The organism is Klebsiella sp. RHBSTW-00215, assembly GCF_014103785.1.
Taxonomy (GTDB): Bacteria; Pseudomonadota; Gammaproteobacteria; order Enterobacterales; family Enterobacteriaceae; genus Klebsiella.
Window position 1 is genome coordinate 580,786 of the sequence record NZ_JABXQS010000001.1, and the last position, 23,079, is coordinate 603,864.

At 53.5% G+C, this 23,079-nt stretch carries 23 protein-coding genes and 2 pseudogenes; 11 read left to right on the forward strand and 14 right to left on the reverse strand.

The features are described 5' to 3' along the window. Positions 1-23 precede the first annotated feature (23 nt). The 6 genes and pseudogenes from arsC to arsH (HV127_RS02835) form a co-directional block, all read left to right on the forward strand. On the forward strand, positions 24-452 hold the full coding sequence (arsC, locus tag HV127_RS02810; protein WP_049274209.1) for a glutaredoxin-dependent arsenate reductase: 429 nt from the start codon (positions 24-26) through the stop codon (positions 450-452). A gap of 83 nt (positions 453-535) precedes the next feature. After that, positions 536-1,024 (forward strand): arsenate reductase ArsC, encoded by a 489-nt coding sequence (locus HV127_RS02815; protein WP_182234944.1) that lies wholly within the window; start codon positions 536-538, stop codon positions 1,022-1,024. Between the two features lie 206 nt (positions 1,025-1,230). After that, positions 1,231-1,843 (forward strand): annotated as a pseudogene (gene arsH / locus HV127_RS02820) (arsenical resistance protein ArsH); the annotation flags it as partial. Between the two features lie 14 nt (positions 1,844-1,857). After that, positions 1,858-3,066 carry a chromate efflux transporter gene (gene chrA / locus HV127_RS02825; protein ID WP_182234945.1) on the forward strand — a complete coding sequence of 403 codons (1,209 nt, stop codon included), beginning with the start codon at positions 1,858-1,860 and terminating at the stop codon, positions 3,064-3,066. Between the two features lie 154 nt (positions 3,067-3,220). Further along, a complete protein-coding gene (locus HV127_RS02830) occupies positions 3,221-3,562 on the forward strand; it encodes a metalloregulator ArsR/SmtB family transcription factor (protein WP_060422837.1) in 342 nt (113 codons plus the stop codon). After that, positions 3,559-4,176, forward strand: a pseudogene (gene arsH / locus HV127_RS02835) (arsenical resistance protein ArsH); the annotation flags it as partial. The gene HV127_RS02830 and the pseudogene arsH (HV127_RS02835), both read left to right, overlap by 4 nt. 138 nt (positions 4,177-4,314) lie before the next feature. Here the strand turns inward: arsH (HV127_RS02835) and HV127_RS02840 are convergent. From HV127_RS02840 to HV127_RS02850, 3 genes are all read right to left on the reverse strand, one after another. Further along, entirely contained in the window at positions 4,315-5,295 is a 981-nt protein-coding gene (locus tag HV127_RS02840) for an IS5-like element IS5 family transposase (RefSeq protein ID WP_042934497.1), read from the reverse strand. 45 nt (positions 5,296-5,340) lie between these two features. Next, positions 5,341-5,478 (reverse strand): AbiH family protein, encoded by a 138-nt coding sequence (locus HV127_RS32010; protein WP_228727446.1) that lies wholly within the window; start codon positions 5,476-5,478, stop codon positions 5,341-5,343. Between the two features lie 205 nt (positions 5,479-5,683). Next, a complete protein-coding gene (locus HV127_RS02850) occupies positions 5,684-6,922 on the reverse strand; it encodes an IS110 family transposase (RefSeq protein WP_182234946.1) in 1,239 nt (412 codons plus the stop codon). Between the two features lie 222 nt (positions 6,923-7,144). On the opposite strand from HV127_RS02850, the gene HV127_RS02855 reads away from it, so the two are divergent. Continuing rightward, positions 7,145-8,728 (forward strand): tyrosine-protein phosphatase, encoded by a 1,584-nt coding sequence (locus HV127_RS02855; RefSeq protein WP_228727447.1) that lies wholly within the window; start codon positions 7,145-7,147, stop codon positions 8,726-8,728. Positions 8,729-9,000: 272 nt separating this feature from the next. Beyond that, positions 9,001-9,189, forward strand: coding sequence for a hypothetical protein (locus HV127_RS02860; protein ID WP_110273060.1), 189 nt, complete (start codon positions 9,001-9,003; stop codon positions 9,187-9,189). A 203-nt stretch (positions 9,190-9,392) separates the two neighbouring features. Here HV127_RS02860 and HV127_RS02865 read toward each other — a convergent pair whose 3' ends face one another. The 4 genes from HV127_RS02865 to HV127_RS32080 all read right to left on the reverse strand — a co-directional run bounded on the left by HV127_RS02865 (position 9,393) and on the right by HV127_RS32080 (position 13,674). Next, positions 9,393-10,094, reverse strand: a complete 702-nt coding sequence (locus HV127_RS02865) for an alpha/beta hydrolase (RefSeq protein ID WP_182234947.1) — start codon at positions 10,092-10,094, stop codon at positions 9,393-9,395. Between the two features lie 77 nt (positions 10,095-10,171). After that, complete coding sequence (locus HV127_RS02870; RefSeq protein ID WP_182234948.1) at positions 10,172-11,353, reverse strand: PLP-dependent aminotransferase family protein; 1,182 nt, start codon at positions 11,351-11,353, stop codon at positions 10,172-10,174. A gap of 241 nt (positions 11,354-11,594) precedes the next feature. Next, complete coding sequence (gene gss / locus HV127_RS02875) at positions 11,595-13,466, reverse strand: bifunctional glutathionylspermidine amidase/synthase (protein ID WP_182234949.1); 1,872 nt, start codon at positions 13,464-13,466, stop codon at positions 11,595-11,597. A 76-nt stretch (positions 13,467-13,542) separates the two neighbouring features. Beyond that, positions 13,543-13,674, reverse strand: a complete 132-nt coding sequence (locus HV127_RS32080; protein ID WP_309146792.1) for a hypothetical protein — start codon at positions 13,672-13,674, stop codon at positions 13,543-13,545. On the opposite strand from HV127_RS32080, the gene HV127_RS02880 reads away from it, so the two are divergent. Together HV127_RS02880 and yghU are read left to right on the forward strand one after the other, a co-directional pair. Beyond that, complete coding sequence (locus tag HV127_RS02880) at positions 13,674-14,234, forward strand: thioredoxin domain-containing protein (protein ID WP_182234950.1); 561 nt, start codon at positions 13,674-13,676, stop codon at positions 14,232-14,234. The genes HV127_RS32080 and HV127_RS02880 overlap by 1 nt on opposite strands. 64 nt (positions 14,235-14,298) lie before the next feature. Then, positions 14,299-15,165, forward strand: coding sequence for a glutathione-dependent disulfide-bond oxidoreductase (gene yghU / locus HV127_RS02885; protein ID WP_182234951.1), 867 nt, complete (start codon positions 14,299-14,301; stop codon positions 15,163-15,165). A 35-nt stretch (positions 15,166-15,200) separates the two neighbouring features. Here the strand turns inward: yghU and HV127_RS02890 are convergent, their stop codons facing one another. The 7 genes from HV127_RS02890 to exbB form a co-directional block, all read right to left on the reverse strand. After that, on the reverse strand, positions 15,201-15,488 hold the full coding sequence (locus HV127_RS02890) for a DUF2623 domain-containing protein (RefSeq protein WP_110273054.1): 288 nt from the start codon (positions 15,486-15,488) through the stop codon (positions 15,201-15,203). 79 nt (positions 15,489-15,567) lie between these two features. Beyond that, positions 15,568-16,455 (reverse strand): YghX family hydrolase, encoded by an 888-nt coding sequence (yghX, locus tag HV127_RS02895; RefSeq protein WP_182240543.1) that lies wholly within the window; start codon positions 16,453-16,455, stop codon positions 15,568-15,570. A gap of 174 nt (positions 16,456-16,629) precedes the next feature. Continuing rightward, positions 16,630-17,124 carry a TIGR00645 family protein gene (locus tag HV127_RS02900; RefSeq protein ID WP_004105804.1) on the reverse strand — a complete coding sequence of 165 codons (495 nt, stop codon included), beginning with the start codon at positions 17,122-17,124 and terminating at the stop codon, positions 16,630-16,632. Positions 17,125-17,231: 107 nt separating this feature from the next. Continuing rightward, positions 17,232-18,758, reverse strand: a complete 1,527-nt coding sequence (locus HV127_RS02905) for a glycoside hydrolase 43 family protein (protein WP_182234952.1) — start codon at positions 18,756-18,758, stop codon at positions 17,232-17,234. 12 nt (positions 18,759-18,770) lie between these two features. After that, a complete protein-coding gene (locus tag HV127_RS02910; RefSeq protein ID WP_182234953.1) occupies positions 18,771-20,189 on the reverse strand; it encodes an MFS transporter in 1,419 nt (472 codons plus the stop codon). 205 nt (positions 20,190-20,394) lie between these two features. Then, entirely contained in the window at positions 20,395-20,820 is a 426-nt protein-coding gene (gene exbD / locus HV127_RS02915; protein ID WP_112213736.1) for a TonB system transport protein ExbD, read from the reverse strand. 6 nt (positions 20,821-20,826) lie between these two features. After that, on the reverse strand, positions 20,827-21,558 hold the full coding sequence (gene exbB / locus HV127_RS02920; protein ID WP_182234954.1) for a tol-pal system-associated acyl-CoA thioesterase: 732 nt from the start codon (positions 21,556-21,558) through the stop codon (positions 20,827-20,829). Positions 21,559-21,809: 251 nt separating this feature from the next. Between exbB and metC the strand changes: the two genes are divergently transcribed. Continuing rightward, on the forward strand, positions 21,810-22,997 hold the full coding sequence (metC, locus tag HV127_RS02925) for a cystathionine beta-lyase (RefSeq protein WP_182234955.1): 1,188 nt from the start codon (positions 21,810-21,812) through the stop codon (positions 22,995-22,997). The last annotated feature ends 82 nt before the right edge of the window (positions 22,998-23,079 follow it).

Genomic DNA, 23,079 nt, shown 5'->3' on the forward strand with positions numbered 1-23,079 from the left:
TAACCTTAAAAAGAGAGTCATTTATGAGCGTAATTACGATTTACCATAACCCCGCCTGCGGTACCTCGCGTAACACCCTGGAATTGATCCGCAACAGCGGTGTTGAACCTACGGTAATTTTGTACCTTGAGACACCGCCAAGCCGTAATGAACTGCTCAAACTCATTGCCGATATGAACATCGGCGTGCGCGCCCTGTTGCGTAAAAATGTAGAGCCTTATGAGCAGTTAGGGCTGGCAGAGGACAAATGGAGCGATGACCAATTGGTTGATTTTATGCTTCAGCATCCCATATTGATTAACCGCCCTATTGTAGTGACGCCGCTCGGCACCAAACTGTGCCGCCCTTCTGAAGTGGTGTTGGATATTTTACCGGATGCGCAAAAAGGTGAATTTACCAAAGAAGATGGTGAAAAGGTGATCGATGCGCAGGGGCAGCGCGTAACCAAGTAATTCCACCTTGCCAGACAGTGAGATTTCTTCACTGTCTGGCAAGGGAGCATAAACGACCTTCACTCGAGGCTGAAAAGGTGGCTATGATGGGTAAAACATACAATGTTCTTTTCTTATGCACGGGCAATTCTGCCAGAAGCATTTTTGCTGAAGCATTGATGAATCAGCTCGGTGGCGGGATATTCCAGGCATTTAGTGCCGGCAGTCATCCTGCCTCTGCGCCACACCCATTGACGCTCGAGGTGTTAAACAGTCAGGGGATCGACACATCCTATTTATCCAGCAAAAACTTGTTGCAGTATCAGCACGTCGACTCTCCAAAAATGGATTTCATTTTTACGCTGTGTGACAAAATTGCCGGCGAAGGCTGTCCGGTATTTCCGGGACAACCATTGACCGCCCATTGGGGGTTTAAAGATCCCGCACATGCCGAGGGGGGACCAGAAGCTATGTACCATGCGTTTGTGGAAATAGAGAAGCAAATTGCCTCTCGCATCCGGCTGTTTTTAAGCCTGCCCTTTGAGAAACTTGACCGCCTTTCTTTACAACGCCAGTTGGAAGAACTTGGTTAGTAGATCCCACTCCGCTATGTAGTCAAAAAATCAAAAGGTGACGTTGCAGGCGTTTGCTCAATTATTGTCGCCCGATGTTATGTCTGTAGCCCTTGCCAGGATTGAGAATGTTAATGAAAGAAATAAAAGATAACCTGCCCAATATTTTGTCTGAAGCTTTCGACGCCCTCGTCTGCAAGGACAAGCTGGGGCTGGAAGCGTCAGAACATGCGCCACGCATTCTGATGCTGTATGGCTCTGTACGCAAACGCTCATACAGCAGGTTGGCGACCTAAGAGGCCGCTCGTCTGCTTACCGCCATGGGTGCGGACGTCCGCATTTTTAATCCTTCAGGGCTCCCCTTGCCGGATGACGCGCCGGATAGCCATCCCAAAGTTCAGGAGCTTAGGGAGCTGGTTCGTTGGTCGGAGGTATGGCGTGGTGTTCTCCCGAGCGGCATGGCGCCATGACGGGTATCATGAAAACCCAAATAGACTGGATCCCCTTAACGGAAGGCGCGGGGAAAACCCTGGTGGTGATGCAGGTTAGCGGGGCTTCCAGTCTTTTAACGCGGCTAATCAGATGCGCATTTTAGGGCGCTGGATGCGGATGATCACCATTCCCAATCAGTCATCCATCGCCAAAGCTTATATGGAGTTTGAAGAAGACGGACGGATGAAACCCTCGTCATATTACGATCGTATTGTCGATGTGATGGAAGAGTTGATGAAGTTCACTTTGCTTACGCGTGGGCGCTCGGGTTATCTGGTCGATCGCTACCGCGAGCGCAAAGAAAGCGCCGCTGAACTTTCGGCCTGGGTTAACCAGCGCAGTATTTAACCGGGGGAGAATACGTGTCGAATTCTAAGCTTGCAGGCCAGTCAACATGGGAGGTCTTTCTCATTTTTCTCAGGCTTGGCCTGACATCATTCGGCGGCCCCGTGGCCCATTTGGGGTATTTTCATAACGAATTCGTCACGCGCAGAAAATGGATATCCGAAAGCAGCTACGCCGATTTAGTGGCCCTGTGCCAATTTTTGCCTGGTCCGGCAAGCAGCCAAGTTGGGATCGCTATCGGGTTATCGCGGGCTGGTTATATGGGGGCTTTGGCTGCCTGGACCGGTTTTACCCTGCCTTCAGCCATACTTTTGATCTTGTTTGCTTCAGGCCTTACGCATTTTGGTGGCACCCTGTCTGCAGGTGCTTTACATGGGTTGAAAGTGGTGGCCGTTGCCATAGTCGCCCAAGCGGTTTGGGGCATGGCTCGCCAACTGTGCACAGATGCGGCCCGGGTAACGATAATGGTGGCGGCAGCCTGCCTGGCGCTATGGCTGCCTTTCGCGTGGAGTCAGTTGGGGATCATCATACTCGCTGCACTGTTCGGCCTGTTGATTTTTACACCAACACCCGTTAAAGCCACCTCAGATCGGCTGCCAATACCGATTAGCGCCAGGATGGGCGTGGCATGGCTGATGCTGTTCCTGGCACTGTTGTCAGGATTGCCGTTGCTGGCGGGGCTGTTTCCTGGGACTGCGCTGTCAATGGTTGACGTCTTTTATCGAGCGGGCTCGCTGGTTTTCGGCGGTGGGCACGTCGTCTTGCCTCTATTGCAAGCCGAGGTGATACCGGCCGGCTGGTTGAGCAATGACATATTTCTGGCGGGTTACGGTGCCGCTCAGGCAGTTCCCGGGCCTCTGTTTACGTTCGCGGCATTTATTGGCGCGTCAATGAGCGTGGGGCCTTCAGGTGTGATTGGCGGAGCACTCTGCTTGCTGGCGATTTTTATTCCCTCTTTCTTATTGGTTGCGGGGGCGTTGCCTTTTTGGGAGCTGATTCGTCACAATGCCCGCATGCGGGGGGCAATCTTCGGCATCAACGCTGCCGTTGTGGGATTGCTACTGGCGGCGCTTTATAAACCGGTATGGACGAGCACCATTCAAACGCCGCAAGATTTTGGTTTTGCTCTGGTAGCCCTGTTGGCGTTGATATATTGGAAATTTCCCCCTTGGCTGGTTGTGATCTGCTGCGGTATGGCAGGAGGTATATTACACGTCTGGTTTTAAGTGAAATCACTACCGCTATACAGTTTGCTGGATAACAGAAGAACAGAAAATGCGTAAAAATATCCAAATCAATGTAGGCGTTGAAAGCCTTTCAATAAGAGTTGCATTTGACTACATTTCCATTATTCTGGAAATATAGATTAATGGAGGTGTCATGAATATCAATATAGCGGCTGAAGCGTTGAAAGAACTGGGGCACCCGACCCGACTCAGCGTGTTCAAAGAGCTAGTCAAATTCGGGTACGAAGGTCTCCCCGTGGGGGAATTGCAAAAACGTCTGGAGATCCCCGCCTCGACACTCAGCCATCATCTTTCCGCGCTACTGTCGGTGGGGCTCATTCGCCAGGAACGACAGGGGCGGATCCTGTATTGCCAGCCACAATATGCGCTGCTGAGCCAGATCATCAACTTCCTGCTCGAAGAATGCTGCGTGGCCAATACCTCCTGCTCATCTGTTACGACATCAACCCTTGCCAAGACTGAGATCCCATCATGAACAAAATAAAAGACAATCTGCCTAATATCATTCTCGACATTTTCGATGCCCCGGTCAGTGGGGAGAAACTGGGCCTGAGTGCAGCGGAACAAGCGCCACGCATACTGATGCTGTACGGTTCTGTTCGGGAGCGCTCTTACAGCAGGCTGGCGACCGAAGAAGCGGCGCGCTTGCTCACGGCTATGGGTGCGGAGGTCCGCATTTTTAATCCCTCAGGACTTCCCCTTCCGGATGATGCGCCGGAGACACACCCGAAAGTGATGGAGCTGCGCGAATTGGTACGTTGGTCAGAAGGGATGGTATGGTGCTCCCCTGAACGCCACGGTGCCATGACAGGTATCATGAAATCTCAAATAGACTGGATCCCCCTTTCAGAGGGTGCGGTACGTCCTTCCCAGGGAAAAACCTTGGCAGTGATGCAAGTCAGTGGCGGTTCTCAGTCCTTTAATGCGGTCAATCAAATGCGTATTTTGGGGCGCTGGATGAGGATGATCACCATTCCCAATCAGTCTTCCGTCGCCAAAGCTTGGATGGAGTTTGAGGAAGATGGCCGGATGAAACCCTCCGCATATTACGATCGCATCGTCGACGTGATGGAGGAGCTGGGGAAGGTGCGAATAAGCGGGGAAATTCTTCTCGGCTGACTCAGTCATTTCATTTCTTCATGTTTGAGCCGATTTTTTCTCCCGTAAATGCCTTGAATCAGCCTATTTAGACCGTTTCTTCGCCATTTAAGGCGTTATCCCCAGTTTTTAGTGAGATCTCTCCCACTGACGTATCATTTGGTCCGCCCGAAACAGGTTGGCCAGCGTGAATAACATCGCCAGTTGGTTATCGTTTTTCAGCAACCCCTTGTATCTGGCTTTCACGAAGCCGAACTGTCGCTTGATGATGCGAAATGGGTGCTCCACCTTGGCCCGGATGCTGGCTTTCATGTATTCGATGTTGATGGCCGTTTTGTTCTTGCGTGGATGCTGTTTCAAGGTTCTTACCTTGCCGGGGCGCTCGGCGATCAGCCAGTCCACATCCACCTCGGCCAGCTCCTCGCGCTGTGGCGCCCCTTGGTAGCCGGCATCGGCTGAGACAAATTGCTCCTCTCCATGCAGCAGATTACCCAGCTGATTGAGGTCATGCTCGTTGGCCGCGGTGGTGACTAGGCTGTGGGTCAGGCCACTCTTGGCATCGACACCAATGTGGGCCTTCATGCCAAAGTGCCACTGATTGCCTTTCTTGGTCTGATGCATCTCCGGATCGCGTTGCTGCTCTTTGTTCTTGGTCGAGCTGGGTGCCTCAATGATGGTGGCATCGACCAAGGTGCCTTGAGTCATCATGACGCCTGCTTCGGCCAGCCAGCGATTGATGGTCTTGAACAATTGGCGGGCCAGTTGATGCTGCTCCAGCAGGTGGCGGAAATTCATGATGGTGGTGCGGTCAGGCAAGGCGCTATCCAGGGATAACCGGGCAAACCGACGCATGGAGGCGATTTCGTACAGAGCATCTTCCATCGCGCCATCGCTCAGGTTGTACCAATGCTGCATGCAGTGAATGCGTAGCATGGTTTCCAGCGGATAAGGTCGCCGGCCATTACCAGCCTTGGGGTAAAACGGCTCGATGACTTCCACCATGTTTTGCCATGGCAGAATCTGCTCCATACGGGACAAGAAAATCTCTTTTCTGGTCTGACGGCGCTTACTGCTGAATTCACTGTCGGCGAAGGTAAGTTGATGACTCATGATGAACCCTGTTCCATGGCTCCAGATGACAAACATGATCTCATATCAGGGACTTGTTCGCACCTTCCCTAAGTTATTGTACGACTCGCGCTGATGCGATCGCAGAAAATAGCCGAAAGAAAAATAGCTGGTATCAAGTCCATGGTGTAAATCAAATCCGTTTCCAGTTACGTACAGTTTCATGGGCTGGTCATCCTTTCTGTAAGCAAGGGACTTTGCTATTTATTATTACTGCTTTTGCATCTTACCGGATTTTTGCATTGCTGACTCAGTCTTTCTGGCTAGCCTTGACGCTACACTGCTACCCAAGATGACCTATTCCTCATTGATTAAAAAAGCGTGATGTTTGCAACGTCCGCTTCACGCCCTGAGACATTCGACAAGCTTTTTATGGCTTCAGTAAGGGCGACTTTCGCGCTTCCAGTGTCAGCAAATATTTAGCTTCGTCGTAGCGGGTTCTGGTCTTCCAGCAGCGGTAAATGATCCTTATCCATTTAAACGCCAGAGCCCGGATTGCTGATTGATGCGATTTCCCTTTTTCTCGCTGTCTCTGGTAATAAAGTTTGGCCCAGTATGATGAATTAACCGTCTTGGCAGCCCATTCAACAAAGGTCTGCCTGACGAACTTGGCACATTGCCATCGCCAGTGAACCCATGATTTCTGGCCACTTCGTTCGGTCACCGGTGCAATACCTGCATAGTTTTGAATTTCTTCAGCGCTGTTAAACCGATCACGGTTATCACCAAGTGCAGCAAGCATACGTGGGCCCATACACGGCCCCATGCCCGGAAGTGATTTGAACAGCCCAGCATCTGGCAATGTGTCAAACAGCGTTTCGATTCGTTCGTCATAGGTTTTGATGATTTCACTCACGACTTTAATTTGTGTCGCCAGTGCTGTTGCCATCAAAGCATTAGCCTCTATAACACTCAGGTCTGTCGTCAATGGGATCGCGTTATCAATATTCGCAACACGTTGCTCGGTAAGGGCCATTGCGCGGCCACCTTTGGCATTCAGAAAGTTGCGAATCGTGTCGCGCCTGGCTCGTTTCAGTTGTTGCAGACTGGGCCACCGGATAATCAGCTCACACAACAGTAAGCTACCCCGATGTGAGAACCACTCCAGGGGCTGAGGATAATACTGTTTTAGCGTATTGATGAGTCGATTCACAAAGCGGCGTTTGTCCTCAACCAGCAGTCGACGCTGCTCAACTAACTGTTGAAGTAATCGGATATTGCCATTGTCGGGTTCTATGGCTTTTATCTTTTGGGGATAGCGTAGCATTAGCTCTAATGCTAACTCAGCATCCTGTGGATCATCCTTAGCACCGCTTGGCCAGAAGGTCTGCCGATAGCGGGCCAGTGACAACGCGTGCACAGGAAAAACAGTGACAAATGGGTACTTCTGGAGAGCATACACCACCGGGCCTTTCTTCAGCTCAAGGGCGATAGCGATCCTGCCTTTCACCTTTTGGTGCAACTCGTTGAGCCAGATATCAAGTGCTTCCGGAGTGTGTTCAACCACCTGGAATATGCGCTTGCCGTTTTTAAACTGAACGCAGACATCGTGTTTTTTATCCGCCCAGTCCAGACCAACATGAGCAGCAAACTGATTAATCGCAGTCATCACCAGCTCCTTTAAATCGAGGATTGGTATGCATTCCACGCTCTTCGAAAGAAATATAGTCAGCAGTTTTTCTGCATGCCCTGAGTATTCGTTAGCGAACGTGGAGCACTTACTGGCTCGAAAGCAAAGCGGCAATCATCAAACCACATGATTCTGGCACAATATTCGTAACCAGTAAGCGCATACCCTGAATCACTTAAAAGTGTAACTCTCAGGGTGTGAATGACTATATCAGGCAGTAACATTACCTCGATAACTTTTAGCAGCGCCGCTGAAGCCAAAGCGATGATGCAGCAGACCAACGTCTCCTTCGTCAGCGATGCCGGGATGCGCGCGCAGTTCAGCACTCTGTTTAACGATCTGGCCAGCGCCGACGGTGCCGCCCTGTTCCACTGCACCGCAGGCAAAGACCGAACCGGCTGGACCGCCGCCATGCTGCTGAGTATCGCCGGCGTCGACAAGGCAACCATTATGGAAAACTACCTCGCCACCAACGATTACACTCGTCAGCGTATTGAGGCGACCCTGGCGATGATGCCGCCGGCTATGGCGGAGATTTACGAGCCGCTGCTTGGCGTCGATGCCAGCTATCTGCAGGCAGGACTGGATGAGATCACCCGCGAGTACGGCTCCGTCGATAACTATCTGAAGCAAGGGCTTGGGCTATCGCAGGAGACTCTCTACGTACTGCGCGGAAAAATGGTCCATTATGGCCAGCTTCCGGGGCAGAGCGGGCTACGGGGGAATGCAGCACAGGGCGCGGCGCTGCTTAACGCGCTACAAAACAGTGAGCTTTCCGGCCGTTACACCGCTTATAACAACTATCTGCAATCGGCTATTGATGCCGGAACGCTTGGCGGAGTGGAGTCTCAGGTTGGTGGACAAATTCATGCGGATGCCGCGAGTTATCTGCTGCGTAGCGGCTCACGTCTGGATCGTGCGCTGGCACCGAATATCGACAGCCGCCAGCTGCGCGATGGCGAAGGAAAACTGTGGTTAACCGGGCTTAACGGTTATCTGGGTACCGACGGTTCCGCCCGCGCCGCCAGCAGCAATGAGCACACCACCGGTACGCTGCTGGGTTATACCCAGAGGATGAACTCGCAGTTTAGCGGCTACGGCACGCTGGGATATAGCTGGGGTTCACTGGGCAGCGCCAACGCCGACGCGGATGCTAATACCACGTTGTTAGGTTTCGGTGGCCGCTATGCATTCGAGGATCTTAATCACGGTCTCTTTGCCGCAGCCGATCTTAACGCCGGTTGGATTGACTACAGCAGCACCCGCAAGATGGGCGGCGGACTGGGTACCGCCACTGGCGATACCCACGGACAACTGTTCGGCGGTACGCTACGCCTCGGCTACGTGAGCCCGCTCGATTTCGCCAGCGTCGAGTATTCTGTCGGCACCCGATTAACCCATCTGCGCATGGATGCCTTCCATGAGAACGGCAGCGAACTGGCGCTCGATGTCGATCGCGTTAGTGAAAATAATGCCAGCGGCGTTGCCAATATTAATTTCGCCTTTAATCCGCAAAACAGCGGCAACTGGACGATTTCCCCGGCGGTGAATGTCGGCTATGAACATAGCTTCAGTGGCCCCTCGGTGCGCACTCGTGGACAAGTTTATCAATATGAGGTCGTACAAAACTCAGCCTTCAATAGCCGCGATATGTTCAATGCAGGTGCCAACATTGGCGTGACGCGCGGTGCGCTGAGCCTGAACCTGGGCGGCCAGGCGGAAATCGCCAGCGGCGGCGACAGCCACGGCTATAGCGGCAATTTAAGCGTGGCCTACACCTTTTAAAAAACCACAGCAAGCCGTCGTCGCTGGCGGCTTACTATTCCCCACAAAATTGTAAAGGGGTCAATTTTTGACGCCGAAGATTGGCTCATGCTGGAACGCCGTCCGCAAAATGAAACGCTGGCAGGAAAGGTAAAACAGAAATTATGTTTCAATTGGCTATCGGCAGCCGCAATCATCAATCCAACTTATGATTGCCATTACCATAAAAAGTAGTTGATCTGGTATCAACAAGCTCTTATTTTGCTTCTCAGTTTTTAAACGAGATGAAACTGATGCCGACAATTACAGCCTGTAGTATGAAAGAAGCAAAAGAGTTAATTAACTGTGGGAAATATAAGGAAATCGTTCTAAATTTCGACATTGACGCTGATGATTTTTTCACCCTCGCCACCTCCCAACAAGATACTAAAGTCACCATCACGGACAGAAATAATCACTCATCGGTAAAAGCACAAAAATAATAAAACCCCTGAGGCTCTTCTTATGCTGTTAGTTATTAGTACCATTGCTGTCGCTTTTCTCTCCTCATTGATGCTTATTTGGCTTGACGATCGCATTGCTGAGCAGGATTAACAACCAGGGCTGGCGATAAGCCGCCAGAGCGCCCTCCTCTGAGTTTCTCTTGCCCGCAGCCATCTGCTGCGGGCGATTCAATACAGTTTCGTCAATCCCACTTTTCGATCCACTCACTGACCGCTTTCGCCAGTTGTGCAGGCTGTTCCAGCGGCAGCATATGACCACAATCATCGATTATCTGAAGCTCCGCGCCTGTAATACTCGCCTGTAATTCCTGTAATTCATCCAACGAACGAGAGGGATCCTGAGCGGCAGCAATGACCAGCGTTGGACAGGTAATGGGCTGCGTGGTGAGATGGTCGCGAACCAGGCTGGCCTGATGGCGAAAAGCTTCCGCACCAAGTCTCGCACCCATCGCCCTGATTTTTGCTACCAGCGTTTTATCTCCTGCCCGCTGCGGATGCAGGGTTCCAGCTATCGCCGAAGGACTGATTCCATTAAACGACGATGATGCCGACACAGCTGCAATGGCTGCCTGTTTTATTTTTTGCTGTTCAGCGCTGTCTTCACGCAACGAGGTAGCTATCAGCACCAGACCGGCTACCGCCTGCGGATACTGTTCGACGATCGCGCGGGCGACATAGCCACCCAGCGAAAATCCAATGAGGATAAAACGCGGGGGTAGATCATCAACGATGTATCGCGCTATCGCACTGATGCTGTCGCCGTGATTAAGTCCGGCGCGAATAAAAGTTCGCTCCTGTGGAAAAGCAGCCACAAAATCATCCCACAGGGTTTCATCCAGCATAAACCCAGGAACCAACACTATGGGTAATGTTTCGCGATTCATTGAGTTACTCTCGGTTCTTTAAAAGAGAAATATCAGGCAGGAAACTCCGCGCCGCCAGGCGGCGCGAAGCTGGGTGATTACAGTGACTTCGCCAGACGCTCAACGGCGGTCATCAGGCCGTCTGCCGATACCGTAGAGTAGGACAGACGCAGCGTGCGGGTATCGGGGTTGTCGTTATAGAACGCTTCCCCAGGCACATAGACCACGCCGTTTTCCAGCGTTTTCTTCATCCATTCCATGGTATCAAACGGATAGCGGAAGCGGGCCCACAGGAACATACCGCCTTTTGGTCGGCTGAACTCAAGATGCTCACCAAGGCGGGATTCCAGCGCATCGGCCAGCGCCACGCACTTCTTGCGGTAATCTTCGCGGATCAGGGCTATCTGATTTTCCAGACGATTCATACCCAGGTATTCCGTGGTGATCACCTGCGACAGCATATTGGTGTGCAGATCCGCCGCTTGCTTGACGATCACCGTCTGCTGCGCCAGCCAGTCCGGCATCACGATCCAGCCAATGCGCATTCCCGGCGCAAGGATCTTGGAGAACGTGGAGGTGTACACCACCTGATCTTCACAACCCAGCTCAACCGCATGCTGATACAACGGGCGATACACTTCATCTGTGAAGCTGATTTCACCATACGGATCATCTTCGATAATCACGAAATCATGCTGCTTCGCCAGTTCCACAACGCGGCGGCGGCGCGCTTCGCTCAGGGTTTTCCCGCCGGGGTTTCCGAAGGTCGGCACCAGGTAAACGGCTTTGACGCGGGTGGTTTCCAGCAGATCGGCCAACTGTTCAACCAGCATGCCGTCATCGTCGGTATCGACGCTGAGGATATTGGCCTGCGCCAGTTGGAATACCTGCAGCGCCGCCAGATAGGTTGGACGCTCAACGACAATGGCATCGCCCGGATCGAGCAGCGTACGAGCCACCATATCCAGCGACTGCTGTGAGCCGGAGGTGATATAGACATGGCTTGCCGGACAGGCTACGCCGCGCGCATGGCACAGTTCGCTCACCGCCTGACGCAGCGGTGGGTATCCTTCGGTCAAACCGTACTGGAACGCATCGTTAAAGCGCCCGCTCATCACCTGCTGCACCGCCAGGTTCAGACCTTCGGTATCAAAAAGCTCCGGGGCCGGAATGCCGCCGCCCAGAGAGATAACGCCGGGCAGTTTACTGTGCTTGAGAAGTTCGCGGACGGCGGAGGGCTTAAGCTCACCCGCGCGGGCGGCGAGTCGCCGATCGTGCATACTATTTTCCTTTTCTGTCTTGTTGTTGTGATGTTTTATCTATTTTTTTACCGATAATTCCCTGGCCGCGCTACGTTTACCGAGGGCTTAGTGTTCATACCCTGGTAGCCCGGACAGATGCGCAGCATCGCCTCCGGGAAATTCTGCCGCCCCTGCGGACTTACCCGGGGGCGGCGCGATGCGCCTTGCCCGGGCTACAAATGCCGCAGGTAGCGAGAATCGCCGCAATCCGGGGCTAAACTTAACGGCTATCTTTGTCTTTTAGCACGATTAACGGCTCAATATCGCTCTCTTTTTTCACCACCAGCGAATCATCGCCGCGCAGGCAGGTGCCGCCATAGTTACCGCCAACGGTAAAGGTGCAAACCTGGATGTATTTTCCATCCACCTTCGGCAGGCACCACAGCTGTTGGTAAATATTCTTGCGGTCGAAAAACTGACCGCTGGTTTTATCCAGCACTTCGTCCTGCGGGCCAATCAGGTCAATGTTGTTACCACAGCGGCCTGAGATTGGCTTAACCGCATAGCCGGTTTCCGCTAGCTGCTCGTTGACCACAAAATCGGTATCCAGCAGGTAACGATGGTTCGGGAACAGCGACCACAGCACCGGCAGAATCGCCTTGTTGCCGGGGATGACCGTCCACAGCGGCTCAAACACTAAGACTTCAGGACGCAGCAGAACGTCAATCAGACGCACTTCATTATTGGGATGCCCGGTGCGAATCGGCACGGCGGCATACTCGTCGGCGCTGACTTCACGCACCTGCTCAATGGCGGTTTCCCATGCCCAGGTTTTCCAGACGCAGTTGACCAGCCGACCGTCGGCGTCAATAAGCTGCCCGGCGGCATCCCAGTGCAGCTCATCAAGGCCGTACAGGATTTTGCTGTCGAAACCGGCCTGCGTCAGCGAACGCTGGATAAACTGCGCGTGATAGTTCTCCTCCAGATCCTTGTCCTGCATGATATGCACGAAAGGGCGCGCCCGGCTGTGCTTCCACGCCCCGGCCAGCTCATCCAGCAGGTTTTCCGCCGGGTTGTGTCCGGTACCGTAGTAACCCTGTTTCAGCCACTGTTCGAGGATCAGGCCACCTTCGGTATGGCAGGAAGCGGAGTCGGCGTTGTACTCATAAACCTTCAGCCCGCGCTCATCCATACAGAAATCCATACGACCGGTAATCATATGATGCCGACGGCGCTGCCACGAGAGGCGCAGGCGCGGCCAGAGGATTTTCGGAATATCGAACAGCGCCAGCAGGCTGTCATCCTTCATCACCTTATCGGTGGCGTGCAGGTACATCAAATGCAGCTCGTTGGTCGCCTTGATAAGCTCCTGCTCGGCGCTTTCGCTAATGGTGAAATACTGGTAAGGGTCTTTATTGATAACGTGGCCGTTGGCTTCAACGTAGGCTTTTTGCAGCGAATCTTTCTCGTTGAGCCAGTTGCCGCGGAACTGGCCTTTATTCGGCAACCGCGCGCCTTTGATAGCCATCGCGTCACCCGGCAGAACCGGCTGCGGCAGGCTGTGCTCGGTATCAGCGGTTTGGATCATCCAGCCAAGGATTTCGGTATCGGCAAAGGTGTCTTTAATCGTGTAGATGCCGTTTTTAACTTCCAGCGTCAGCTCGCGGGTCCACTGCTGGCCCTGCGGCAGCGGCGCGTGAATCACATTCTGCTCGGCGATCCGCACTTTATTCCCGACCAGTTGAGTAATTACCGCCACGTGTCCGGTGTGTTTAAACTCGCCACCCTTCTGCCAAATCAGTAGAGAACCGGCCATCGGCGGACGGCGGGAGCCGTTAGCGAAAGCCTGCAGCGGTAGAATATTGTCGTTGACCACTTCGCGCAGAAAACGCAGAGAGAAGATTTCGTAGGCCATGCCGACGTCGGTAAACACAAAGCCGTAGGTGAGGAACAGAAAGCGGCGCGCAAACTCTACGCACTGCCATTTGTGCCCCATATACTCATTACCGATATAACTGCGGAACGTGGCGTCATCCGGATAATCTTGTGGATTTAAGCTACTGTAATTCGAAGAATAAATTGCTACGCCGCCCGGCGCGTAGCCTAAAAGTGTACCAAACGGGGCGTCACTGTTTGTCGAACCTTTGCTCATTTAGCCTGACCTCAAATTAATGCAGCCCGGGCAGTTGGCGAAACAAAACTCCCTCTTCTTATCCTGCCGCAGGCACTTACCAGACAGAGGTGAAATGATGATACCACTCATTCGATTCGCTAATCGTGCCCTTAAGGAAAATAAGCCTGCGCCGCCAGGCAAAAGTGATATCGTTATTTGAGATAAAAAAACAATCAGGAGTCGACAATGAGCACACCTTCGCATCTGACTGCCCAACCGCTGGTCTGGGGGCATGGCCCACGCACCTTTGAGGTGTTCCTCGAACCGACCTGCCCTTACTCGGTGCGCGCCTTCAATAAGCTTGATGACCTGCTGGATGAAGTTGGCGCGGATAACATCACCATCAAAATTCGTCTTCAGTCTCAGCCGTGGCATCTGTTCTCCGGCGTCATCGTGCGCTGCATTCTCGCCGCATCCACTCTACCGCACGGTCGCGAGCAGGCGCACAAGGTGCTGAAAGCCGTCGCTGACCACCGTGAGGAGTTCGAGTTTACCGACCACTGTAGCGGGCCAAACATGAACGTCACGCCGCAGCAGATTATTGAGCGAATCGAACGCTATAGCCACGTCTCGCTGGCTGCGGCCTTTGCCCGTCCTGAGCTGCAAAACGAGATCAAATGGCATAGCAAATACGCCCGCCAGAACGGCATTCACGTGTCGCCGACCTTTATGGTTAACGGCCTGGTCCAGGCGGATCTCGGCAGCGGCGATGATATCAGCGTGTGGGCCGCGCGAATTCTGGCTTAGTACGGCTCCGGCGCTATAGCGCCAACTACACTATTTCAACACCTCATGAAAAAGGCAGGCCAGCATGTCAGAGAATAACTACCAACCACCAAAAGTGTGGGAATGGAAGCAAAACAACGGCGGCGCATTCGCCAATATCAACCGTCCCGTCTCCGGCGCAACCCATGACCAGGAGCTGCCGGTGGGCGAACACCCGCTTCAGCTCTATTCGCTGGGGACGCCCAATGGTCAGAAGGTGACCATTATGCTGGAAGAGCTGCTGGCGCTGGGCGTCAGCGGCGCGGAGTATGACGCCTGGCTGATTCGCATCGGCGAAGGCGATCAGTTCTCTAGCGGCTTTATCGAGGTTAACCCGAACTCGAAAATCCCCGCGCTCAGCGACCACTCCACCACGCCGCCGACGCGCGTTTTTGAATCCGGCAGCATCCTGCTCTATCTAGCGGAGAAGTTCGGTTTCTTCCTGCCAAAAGATCCGGCAGGCCGCACCGAAACCCTTAACTGGCTGTTCTGGTTGCAGGGTGCGGCTCCGTTCCTCGGCGGCGGCTTTGGCCACTTCTTCAACTATGCCCCGGTGAAAATCGAATACGCGATCGATCGCTTTACGATGGAAGCCAAGCGCCAGCTTGACGTACTGGATAAGCAGCTTGCCCGCGGTCGTTTTGTGGCAGGAGAAGAGTATACCATTGCCGATATGGCTATCTGGCCGTGGTACGGCAACGTGGTGTTGGGGAATGTTTACAACGCCGCCGAATTCCTTGATGCAGGCAGCTATAAAAACGTGCTGCGCTGGGCGCAGGAGGTCGGAGACCGTCCGGCCGTTCAGCGTGGACGCATGGTTAACCGTACCTTCGGCCCGCTCAATGAGCAGCTCCACGAGCGCCATGCCGCCAGCGATTTCGAGACGCAAATCGAAGATAAGCGCCAAGCCTAATGCACTTGCCCACCGGAGGCTTCAGCCTCCGGTTTTTAGCTTTCCAGCCGATATCCCGCCATAAAATAGCGCATCGACGTGCACGAACTTCCCTCTTTGAAGAAGTCCATCACCATATCCCTGTCCAGGCCATAGCGACGGGTGAGGATCCCCGCTTCCCAGGCGCTAAGCTGGCGGTCGCCGGTTTTTTCAAACATGCGGTGTGAATAGCCGAGCACGAACCCACGTTTATAGTCGGAGCAAAAATTTGCCGCATGCGTGGCGGTGTCTGCATGGGACGCCTGTAGCCCCGCCATTAGGCCTTTACCAAAATGGTTTTCCATCGAACTCCCCCCAATCGTTATATACAAAATTATATAGCGATTTTTTGAGCGAGTGGTAGTGCTATTTCAGCCGATTTCGCTAGCGCAGATACTTCTCGAACCATGCCAGCGTGCGCTGCCAGGCCAGCTCGGCGGCAGCCCGATCGTAGCGCGGCGTGGAGTCATTATGAAAACCGTGGTTAACGCCCTGATAAATATAAGCCTCATAGACCTTATTGTGTTCCTTTAGCGCTTTTTCATAGGCGGGCCAGCCTTCATTGATGCCACTATCCAGTCCGGCATAGTGCAGCAGCAGCGGGGCCTTAATTTTGTCGACTTCGTTCAGCGGCGGCTGGCGACCGTAAAACGGTACCGCGCAGGCCAGCTCAGGGATCGCCACCGCTGCCGCATTGCTGACGCCGCCGCCGTAGCAAAAACCGGTAATCCCGACCTTTCCCGTTGCCCGCGGATGCTTCTCCATAAACGCTACTGCTGCGAAAAAATCATTCATCAGCTTCACAGGATCGACTTTCTGCTGCAGCGCACGGCCTTCATCATCATTGCCGGGATAACCGCCAACGGAGCTCAGGCCATCCGGCGCCAGCGCGATATAGCCCGCTTTCGCCACCCGCCGGGCAACATCCTCAATGTAGGGATTCAGACCACGGTTCTCATGCACCACCACTACGGCAGGCGCTTTGTTAGTGATTTTCGTCGGCGTCACCAGGTACGCCCGCACTTCGCCGTGGCCATCAGGAGAGGGATAGTGAATATATTCCGGACGGATATCCGGGTCGGTAAACGCCACCTGCTCCGCCAGAGCATAGTTAGGCTTCAGCAGATTAAACAACGCTAACGCGGTCATACCGCCGACGGCATATTTTCCCGCCATCTGCAGAAACTCGCGTTTGCTGATTTTGCCGTGAGCATAGTAGTCATAGTACTCCAGCAACTGCTGTGGGAAATCTTTGGCCGTCAGTCGCGTCATCATCCTTCCTCCGTTATTAAGCGCCCTTTAAGCAAAGCAGAAGCTCGGGTATGTGCCAGTAGAGGAGAGTAGAAACCGAGAGAAGGAACGACAGATTTTGTAGGCCGGGTAAGGCGCAAGCCGCCACCCGGCAGAAAAATAAACACAATGCCTAAAACAGGTATGCCATCAGCTTCAGTGTTTAACTTTCGTCAGACGATCGAGATAGCCCATTACAAAGGCCGACAGCACGAACGTCAGGTGGATAATGACGTACCACATTAGCTTATTATCGGGGACATTTTTCGCATCCATAAACACCCGCAGCAGGTGAATGGAAGAGATAGCCACAATGGAGGCAGCAACCTTATTTTTCAGTGAGGTAGCGTCCATTTTACCCAGCCAACTGAGCTTTTCTTTGCCCTCGTTGATATCCAGTTGCGAGACAAAATTTTCATAGCCGGAGAACATGACCATCACCAGCAGACCGCCCACCAGGGTCATATCCACCAGCGACAGCAGGGTCAGAATCATATCCGACTCACTGACGCTGAAAATATGCGGCAGTATGTGGAAGATCTCCTGAAAAAATTTGATCGTCAGCGCAATCAGCCCAAGCGAAAGGCCAAAATAAACCGGTGCCAGCAGCCAGCGCGAGGCATACATAGCGTTTTCCAGAAAGCGTTCCATAAGATCCTGTCAGTTAACATAAACGACCGCCATTATACCGCAACAGAGCAACGTTAATGCAACATCCAGCCGCCCGCATCATTTACGTGCGGCCAGGAACACATCCTTTAAAGGGTCACGTCAAAAGCCGGGAACACGCAGTATCCCTCGCTTCGCAGGCCATCCGTCGCGGCCGCCACCAGGCCAAATTTCGCACCAACCCATTTCCCTTTACCGGCGGCAAAGCTCAACGGAACAGCCAGCCACTCCCCCTCTTCCACGCGCCAGGAGAATTGACACAGCCCACCTTCACCAACGGCAACTTTGAGCTGGCACTCGCCGCTCTCCAGCTCCGCAAGAACCTGGTGCTTTTCCCGCACCACGCCCGCATCGCTCATCCAGCCGTGTCGCCATACCAGCTGATAACCTCCTTGCGTGAACTCCACCAGCAGCGCCGCATAGCGTTCGCCGTAGATCATCAGGCCTCCGACATCCCCGTCCTGAGCGGCATGCAGCACTGCGGTTGTCTGTGCACTGAAGGTCAGCGCTGGAAACTTTTGCAACAACAGTTGCGGCGCCCAATAGAAGGTTCTCTGCCCATCAACTTCCGGCAGAGGGACACAGCGTAAATGCAGTTGCTCTTTCGCAGGCAGCAACCATTCAGGGTTTGGGTTAGCCTGCCACTGCCACTGTCGACCCGGCGCCCCGTGCGCAAAATCGTCGCTGGTTTGCGGCGCGAGCGTTGGTGAAGAGCGTAGCCCCTTCGGGCGAGGCCAGCGTGAAACCGGTTGTCCGGCACCACTGTCGTCAATCTGCTCGCCAATGCGCGGCCAGCCGTCATCGCCCCAGAACATCGGCTGTAAATGCACCACACGGCCATAGAGATGTAAATCCTGGAAGTGAACGAACCAGCATTCGCCCTCTTCACCCTCAACCCAGCCGCCCTGATGCGGGCCATTCACCGCTGTCGCCCCCTGGAACAGCACGTTTTTCGCTTCCCAGGGACCGATCATCTCGCGCGCACGTAGTACCGTTTGCCAGCCGGTTTCCACCCCGCCCGCAGGGGCAAAGATGTAATACCAACCAGCACGTTGATAAACTTTTGGCCCTTCAAGCGTAGGTAAATCGCAACAGCCATCATAGATAATCAGACCTTCTCCCAGCAGCTCGCTAGCGTCCGGGGCCATCGCGAACAGCTGCAGTTTATGCTTAATGCCGCTGCGGCTATGGGCAAAGGCATGTACCAGCCAGGCCTGTCCGTTGTCGTCCCAAAACGGGCAGGGATCGATCCAGCCCTTAGCCTGACGCAGGCAGTGTGGAGCACTCCATTTTCCCCACGGATCGTCGGTATGACAGATAAAAATCCCTTCATCGGGCGTGCTGAAGCAGACCCACAGCTTACCGTCATGCCAGCGAATTGACGGTGCCCAGACGCCCTTACCCGGCTGATAAGCGTCATAGCCCGGCAGCGGCAACTCGTCTAATACGTGGTTGATAATGGTCCAGTTCACCAGGTCCGTTGAATGCAGGATCGGCAAAGCAGGCATATGGTTAAAGCTGGAGGAGACCATAAAGAAGTCATCCCCTACGCGCACGATATCCGGGTCGGAGTAGTCGGCGCACAAAATCGGGTTCTGGTATTCAGAAGTTGTCATTTTTGTGTTTCCTTAGGCTTTCTCTGGGACAGCGTTCGCTGGCAACTGCGGCTCTGGTTGCACCTGCTGCTCACGCATGGACAAATCACGCTGAATGGTCTGCATCATTTTGTCGTCCAGCTTATAGAAACGCGCCAGCCACCACAGGACCAGGTATGAGAGCGATGGGCCGAGCGTTAACAACCCCACGATACCCATCGTCGCCATTGTGGTTTGTTCCGTCACACCGGCCTGATAGCCAAATAGCCCAAGCGAAAAGCCTACGGCTGCACCAGCGACCGCCATCCCCATTTTCAGCGCAAACAGATTGCCAGAATAGGACAGACCGGTGATACGACGGCCAAATTTCCATTCGCCATAGTCAGCGGCGTTCGCCATCATGTTCCATTTAAAGGGCTGGTACATCTGGTGGAAGAAGCCGACCAGGAAATACAGCGGGAAAACCACCGGCAGCCAGGTCGGCGGCACAAAGAACATCACTACCCCAACCAGCACCAGCAGCAGGTTGATGTTTTTAAACAGCGATACCGCACGGTAGCGTTTCGCCAGCCATCCGGCGACGATACTGCCAATAATGGTTCCTACAACGCTGGTCGAAACAAAGGCTGATTTCATCGCCGTTCCCGCGGCAGACTCCACGCCCCCCAGCATCAGATAGGTGGCGTAGTAAAGCGTAGCGGCGCTGCGCATCACCCCCGCCATACTTGAGAAAAAGGTAATAATCGCCACGATGCGCCACTGATCGTTCGCCAGAAGCTGGCGTAAATCCTCACGCACACTTCCCTGCTGCTCAACCGCAGGCGCCACGCGTTCTTTGGTAGAGAAAAAGCAGAACGCCAGCATCACAATAGCAATCGCGCCCATGATCCCCATCGTTGCCTGGAAACCAAACTGCTTGTTTTCTTTACCTAAAAAGTCCACCAGAAACAGCGTGGCGACGGAAACCATCAGACCGGCGAGAGAAGAGATCGTAAAACGATATGACTGGGCTGAAAGTCGTTCTTTTTCATCGCGAGTGATCACCCCGCCCAGCGCGCAGTAGGGAATATTGATAAAGGTGTAGCACAGCATGAGCAAGGTGTAAGTCAGGTAGGCGTAAACCAGTTTACCCGATGCGCCAAATTCCGGCGTGGTGAAAGTCATCACCGCCAGCACGGCGTAAGGTATGGCAAACCAGATAAGCCAGGGGCGAAAATGGCCCCAGCGGGTTTTAACGCGGTCTGCAACAATGCCGGTTAGCGGGTCGGTAATGGCATCAAGGACGCGAGTCACCAGGAACATCACCCCTACTGCCGCAGCGGAGAGTCCATAAATATCCGTATAAAACCAGGTCAAAAACATCGTCACTGAAGAGTAGACGATACCGCAGGCTGCATCCCCCATGCCGTATCCCAGCTTCTCCGCAAATGACAGTTTATTATCGTGATTCACAATATTATCCCTCTCAGATGAAGTGGTCTTCACTCTAGAGGGAGGATAAAAACTATCCTATTGCCATTTTTCGCATCGGGTTTATGTTTTCTGTTAACTGAGAAAGTTGTCACACATCTAGTCGATTGGTCTTACAAGTTTGGCTTTCAGATGTAAAAAAGGCTGGCACGAGGCCAGCCTGGGGGAGATGCACTGGAGAGGGGGGTTATTTTGCTTTTACGGTTTCTTCGCCCACCAGACCAATCTTCAGATAGCCCGCCTGATGCAAAGTATCCATAACTTTCATCATCGTCTCGTAATCCACGGTTTTATCCGCGCGGAAGAAGACCGTCGTGTCCTTCTTGCCTTCAGTCAGAACATCCAGCGACGTAATCATGCTCTCTTCAGTGATCGGGTCATTACCGAGGAACATGGTTTTATCCGCTTTCACCGACAGATAAATAGGCTTTTCAGGACGCGGCTGCGGCTGGCTGGAAGATGCCGGGAGATTCACCTTCACGTCTACGGTAGCGAGCGGAGCCGCCACCATAAAGATGATCAGCAGCACCAGCATGACGTCGATAAACGGCGTCACGTTGATGTCATGCATTTCGCCGTTATCATCGAGGTTTTCGTTAAAATGCATTGCCATAAAGCATCAACCTACGCGTAATTTCTGTGCGGTACGGACCGACTTAACGCCGCTGGCGCTCAGGTCGAGGTCACGGCTTTGCAGCAGCAATATCTGCGCTGCAACATCGCCAAGAGAAGCTTTGTAGCTGGCAATCATACGAGCGAAGATGTTGTAGATAACAACAGCCGGGATCGCGGCGAAGAGGCCTATCGCCGTCGCCAGCAGCGCTTCCGCGATGCCTGGAGCAACAACCGCCAGGTTAGTGGTTTGCGTCTGGGCAATACCGATAAAGCTGTTCATGATGCCCCAGACGGTACCAAACAGGCCGACGAACGGGGAGATTGCACCGATAGTCGCCAGATAACCGTTACCACGCCCCATATAGCGGCCGACCTGCGCCACGCGACGCTCAAGGCGGAAACCGGTACGTTCTTTAATGCCTTCGTTATCTTCCACGCCTGCGGAAAGCTCCAGCTCATTCTGCGCTTCATTGAGCAGTTGCGAAGTCAGGCTTTTAGCATGGAAAGCGCTAGCGATATCGCTGGCCTGGTCGAGAGAGCGTGCTTCAGCAACCTGCTGCTGTTCGCGCTTGAGGCGGCGTTTGCTGGCCAGGATCTCTGCGCCTTTGCCGAAAAAGATAGCCCATGTAACGACCGACGCCAGAATCAGGCCAATCATCACTACCTTAACGACAATATCGGCATGATGATACATACCCCAAACGGAGAGATCCGCCTGCATCAAATTATTACCCACACTGTATCTCCAGGACGTAAATCACAAAATCTGCGCACAATAATATCAAAACGACATCGAATTGATAGTGGTTCTCATTAGTATTTACACTGTGCAGCAAATCACGTTTATTTTCCTTGCGCTTACGCAGTAAAAAAGTTGCTGGCTCCGGCTTTAGGAAAATTTTTACCTGTATCCGTCGATGCCCGGTACACAAATAAGTATTCATGTTAGTTTAGACGTCCAGACGTATAAAAACAGGTTATCTGAACATGACTGATAAACATCTTGATACTGCGCTGGTCCACGCTGGCCGCCGTCAAAAGTATACTCAGGGCTCGGTAAACAGCGTGATTCAGCGCGCGTCATCGCTGGTTTTCGAAACCGTCGAAGCCAAAAAACAGGCCACCCGTAACAGGGCCAAAGGCGAGCTGTTTTACGGTCGTCGCGGCACCCTGACCCACTTTTCCCTGCAAGAAGCGATGTGCGAGCTAGAGGGCGGCGCGGGCTGCGCCCTTTTCCCCTGCGGCGCAGCGGCGGTCGCCAATAGCATCCTGGCTTTTGTCGAGCAGGGCGACCATGTTCTGATGACCAACACCGCCTACGAACCGACCCAGGATTTTTGCACTAAAATCCTCGCTAAACTTGGCGTAAGCACCAGTTGGTTCGCCCCATTAATCGGCGGAGATATCGCTCGTCTGGTGCAGCCCAACACCCGCGTGGTATTTCTGGAATCTCCCGGCTCCATCACCATGGAAATTCATGATGTTCCGGCAATCGTTGCGGCGGTTCGCAGCGTCGCCCCCGAAGCCATCATCATGATCGACAACACCTGGGCGGCGGGCATACTGTTTAAAGCGCTGGATTTCGGCATCGATATTTCCATTCAGGCCGGAACCAAATACCTGATTGGCCATTCCGACGGGATGGTCGGCACTGCGGTATCCAATGAGCGCTGTTGGGCGCAACTGCGCGAAAATGCCTACCTGATGGGGCAAATGCTGGACGCCGATACCGCCTATATGACCAGCCGCGGCCTGCGCACTTTAGGCGTACGCCTGCGTCAGCACCATGAAAGCAGCCTGCACATCGCCGAATGGCTGGCGCAGCACCCGCAGGTGGCGCACGTCAATCACCCGGCGTTGCCCGGCAGCAAAGGGCATGAGTTCTGGAAACGCGACTTCACCGGCAGCAGCGGCCTGTTCTCTTTTGTGCTCAATAAACGCCTGACCGACGCCGAGCTTTCCGCCTATCTGGATCACTTCAGCTTGTTCAGCATGGCCTACTCCTGGGGCGGGTTTGAATCACTGATTTTAGCCAACCAGCCGGAGCAAATCGCCGCGATCCGCCCGGATGCTGAAGTCGATTTCAGCGGCACCCTGATTCGCGTTCACATCGGGTTAGAAAATGTTACCGATCTGCTGGATGATTTAGCGGCGGGCTTTGCGCGTATCGTGTAGAGTGACAGTGAGTGGCAACATTAGCGGACGTTTTTAAGAGAAGCGGCCGCTTGAGTTGCGCCCGGGATCAAGGTGCTCGGGC

Excerpts from the sequence above, each read along its gene's own strand:
- exbD (WP_112213736.1), bottom strand. The coding sequence starts at position 20,820 with ATGGCAATGCATTTTAACGAAAACCTCGATGATAACGGCGAAATGCAT.
- yghU (WP_182234951.1), top strand. The coding sequence starts at position 14,299 with ATGTCAGAGAATAACTACCAACCACCAAAAGTGTGGGAATGGAAGCAA.
- HV127_RS02850 (WP_182234946.1), bottom strand. The coding sequence starts at position 6,922 with ATGACTGCGATTAATCAGTTTGCTGCTCATGTTGGTCTGGACTGGGCG.
- HV127_RS02815 (WP_182234944.1), top strand. The coding sequence starts at position 536 with ATGATGGGTAAAACATACAATGTTCTTTTCTTATGCACGGGCAATTCT.
- HV127_RS02865 (WP_182234947.1), bottom strand. The coding sequence starts at position 10,094 with ATGAATCGCGAAACATTACCCATAGTGTTGGTTCCTGGGTTTATGCTG.
- HV127_RS02870 (WP_182234948.1), bottom strand. The coding sequence starts at position 11,353 with ATGCACGATCGGCGACTCGCCGCCCGCGCGGGTGAGCTTAAGCCCTCC.
- HV127_RS02880 (WP_182234950.1), top strand. The coding sequence starts at position 13,674 with ATGAGCACACCTTCGCATCTGACTGCCCAACCGCTGGTCTGGGGGCAT.
- HV127_RS02890 (WP_110273054.1), bottom strand. The coding sequence starts at position 15,488 with ATGGAAAACCATTTTGGTAAAGGCCTAATGGCGGGGCTACAGGCGTCC.
- HV127_RS32010 (WP_228727446.1), bottom strand. The coding sequence starts at position 5,478 with ATGAAACTGTACGTAACTGGAAACGGATTTGATTTACACCATGGACTT.
- arsC (WP_049274209.1), top strand. The coding sequence starts at position 24 with ATGAGCGTAATTACGATTTACCATAACCCCGCCTGCGGTACCTCGCGT.
- HV127_RS02840 (WP_042934497.1), bottom strand. The coding sequence starts at position 5,295 with ATGAGTCATCAACTTACCTTCGCCGACAGTGAATTCAGCAGTAAGCGC.
- HV127_RS02860 (WP_110273060.1), top strand. The coding sequence starts at position 9,001 with ATGCCGACAATTACAGCCTGTAGTATGAAAGAAGCAAAAGAGTTAATT.
- metC (WP_182234955.1), top strand. The coding sequence starts at position 21,810 with ATGACTGATAAACATCTTGATACTGCGCTGGTCCACGCTGGCCGCCGT.
- HV127_RS02900 (WP_004105804.1), bottom strand. The coding sequence starts at position 17,124 with ATGGAACGCTTTCTGGAAAACGCTATGTATGCCTCGCGCTGGCTGCTG.
- yghX (WP_182240543.1), bottom strand. The coding sequence starts at position 16,455 with ATGACGCGACTGACGGCCAAAGATTTCCCACAGCAGTTGCTGGAGTAC.
- HV127_RS02905 (WP_182234952.1), bottom strand. The coding sequence starts at position 18,758 with ATGACAACTTCTGAATACCAGAACCCGATTTTGTGCGCCGACTACTCC.
- HV127_RS02830 (WP_060422837.1), top strand. The coding sequence starts at position 3,221 with ATGAATATCAATATAGCGGCTGAAGCGTTGAAAGAACTGGGGCACCCG.
- gss (WP_182234949.1), bottom strand. The coding sequence starts at position 13,466 with ATGAGCAAAGGTTCGACAAACAGTGACGCCCCGTTTGGTACACTTTTA.
- HV127_RS02855 (WP_228727447.1), top strand. The coding sequence starts at position 7,145 with ATGACTATATCAGGCAGTAACATTACCTCGATAACTTTTAGCAGCGCC.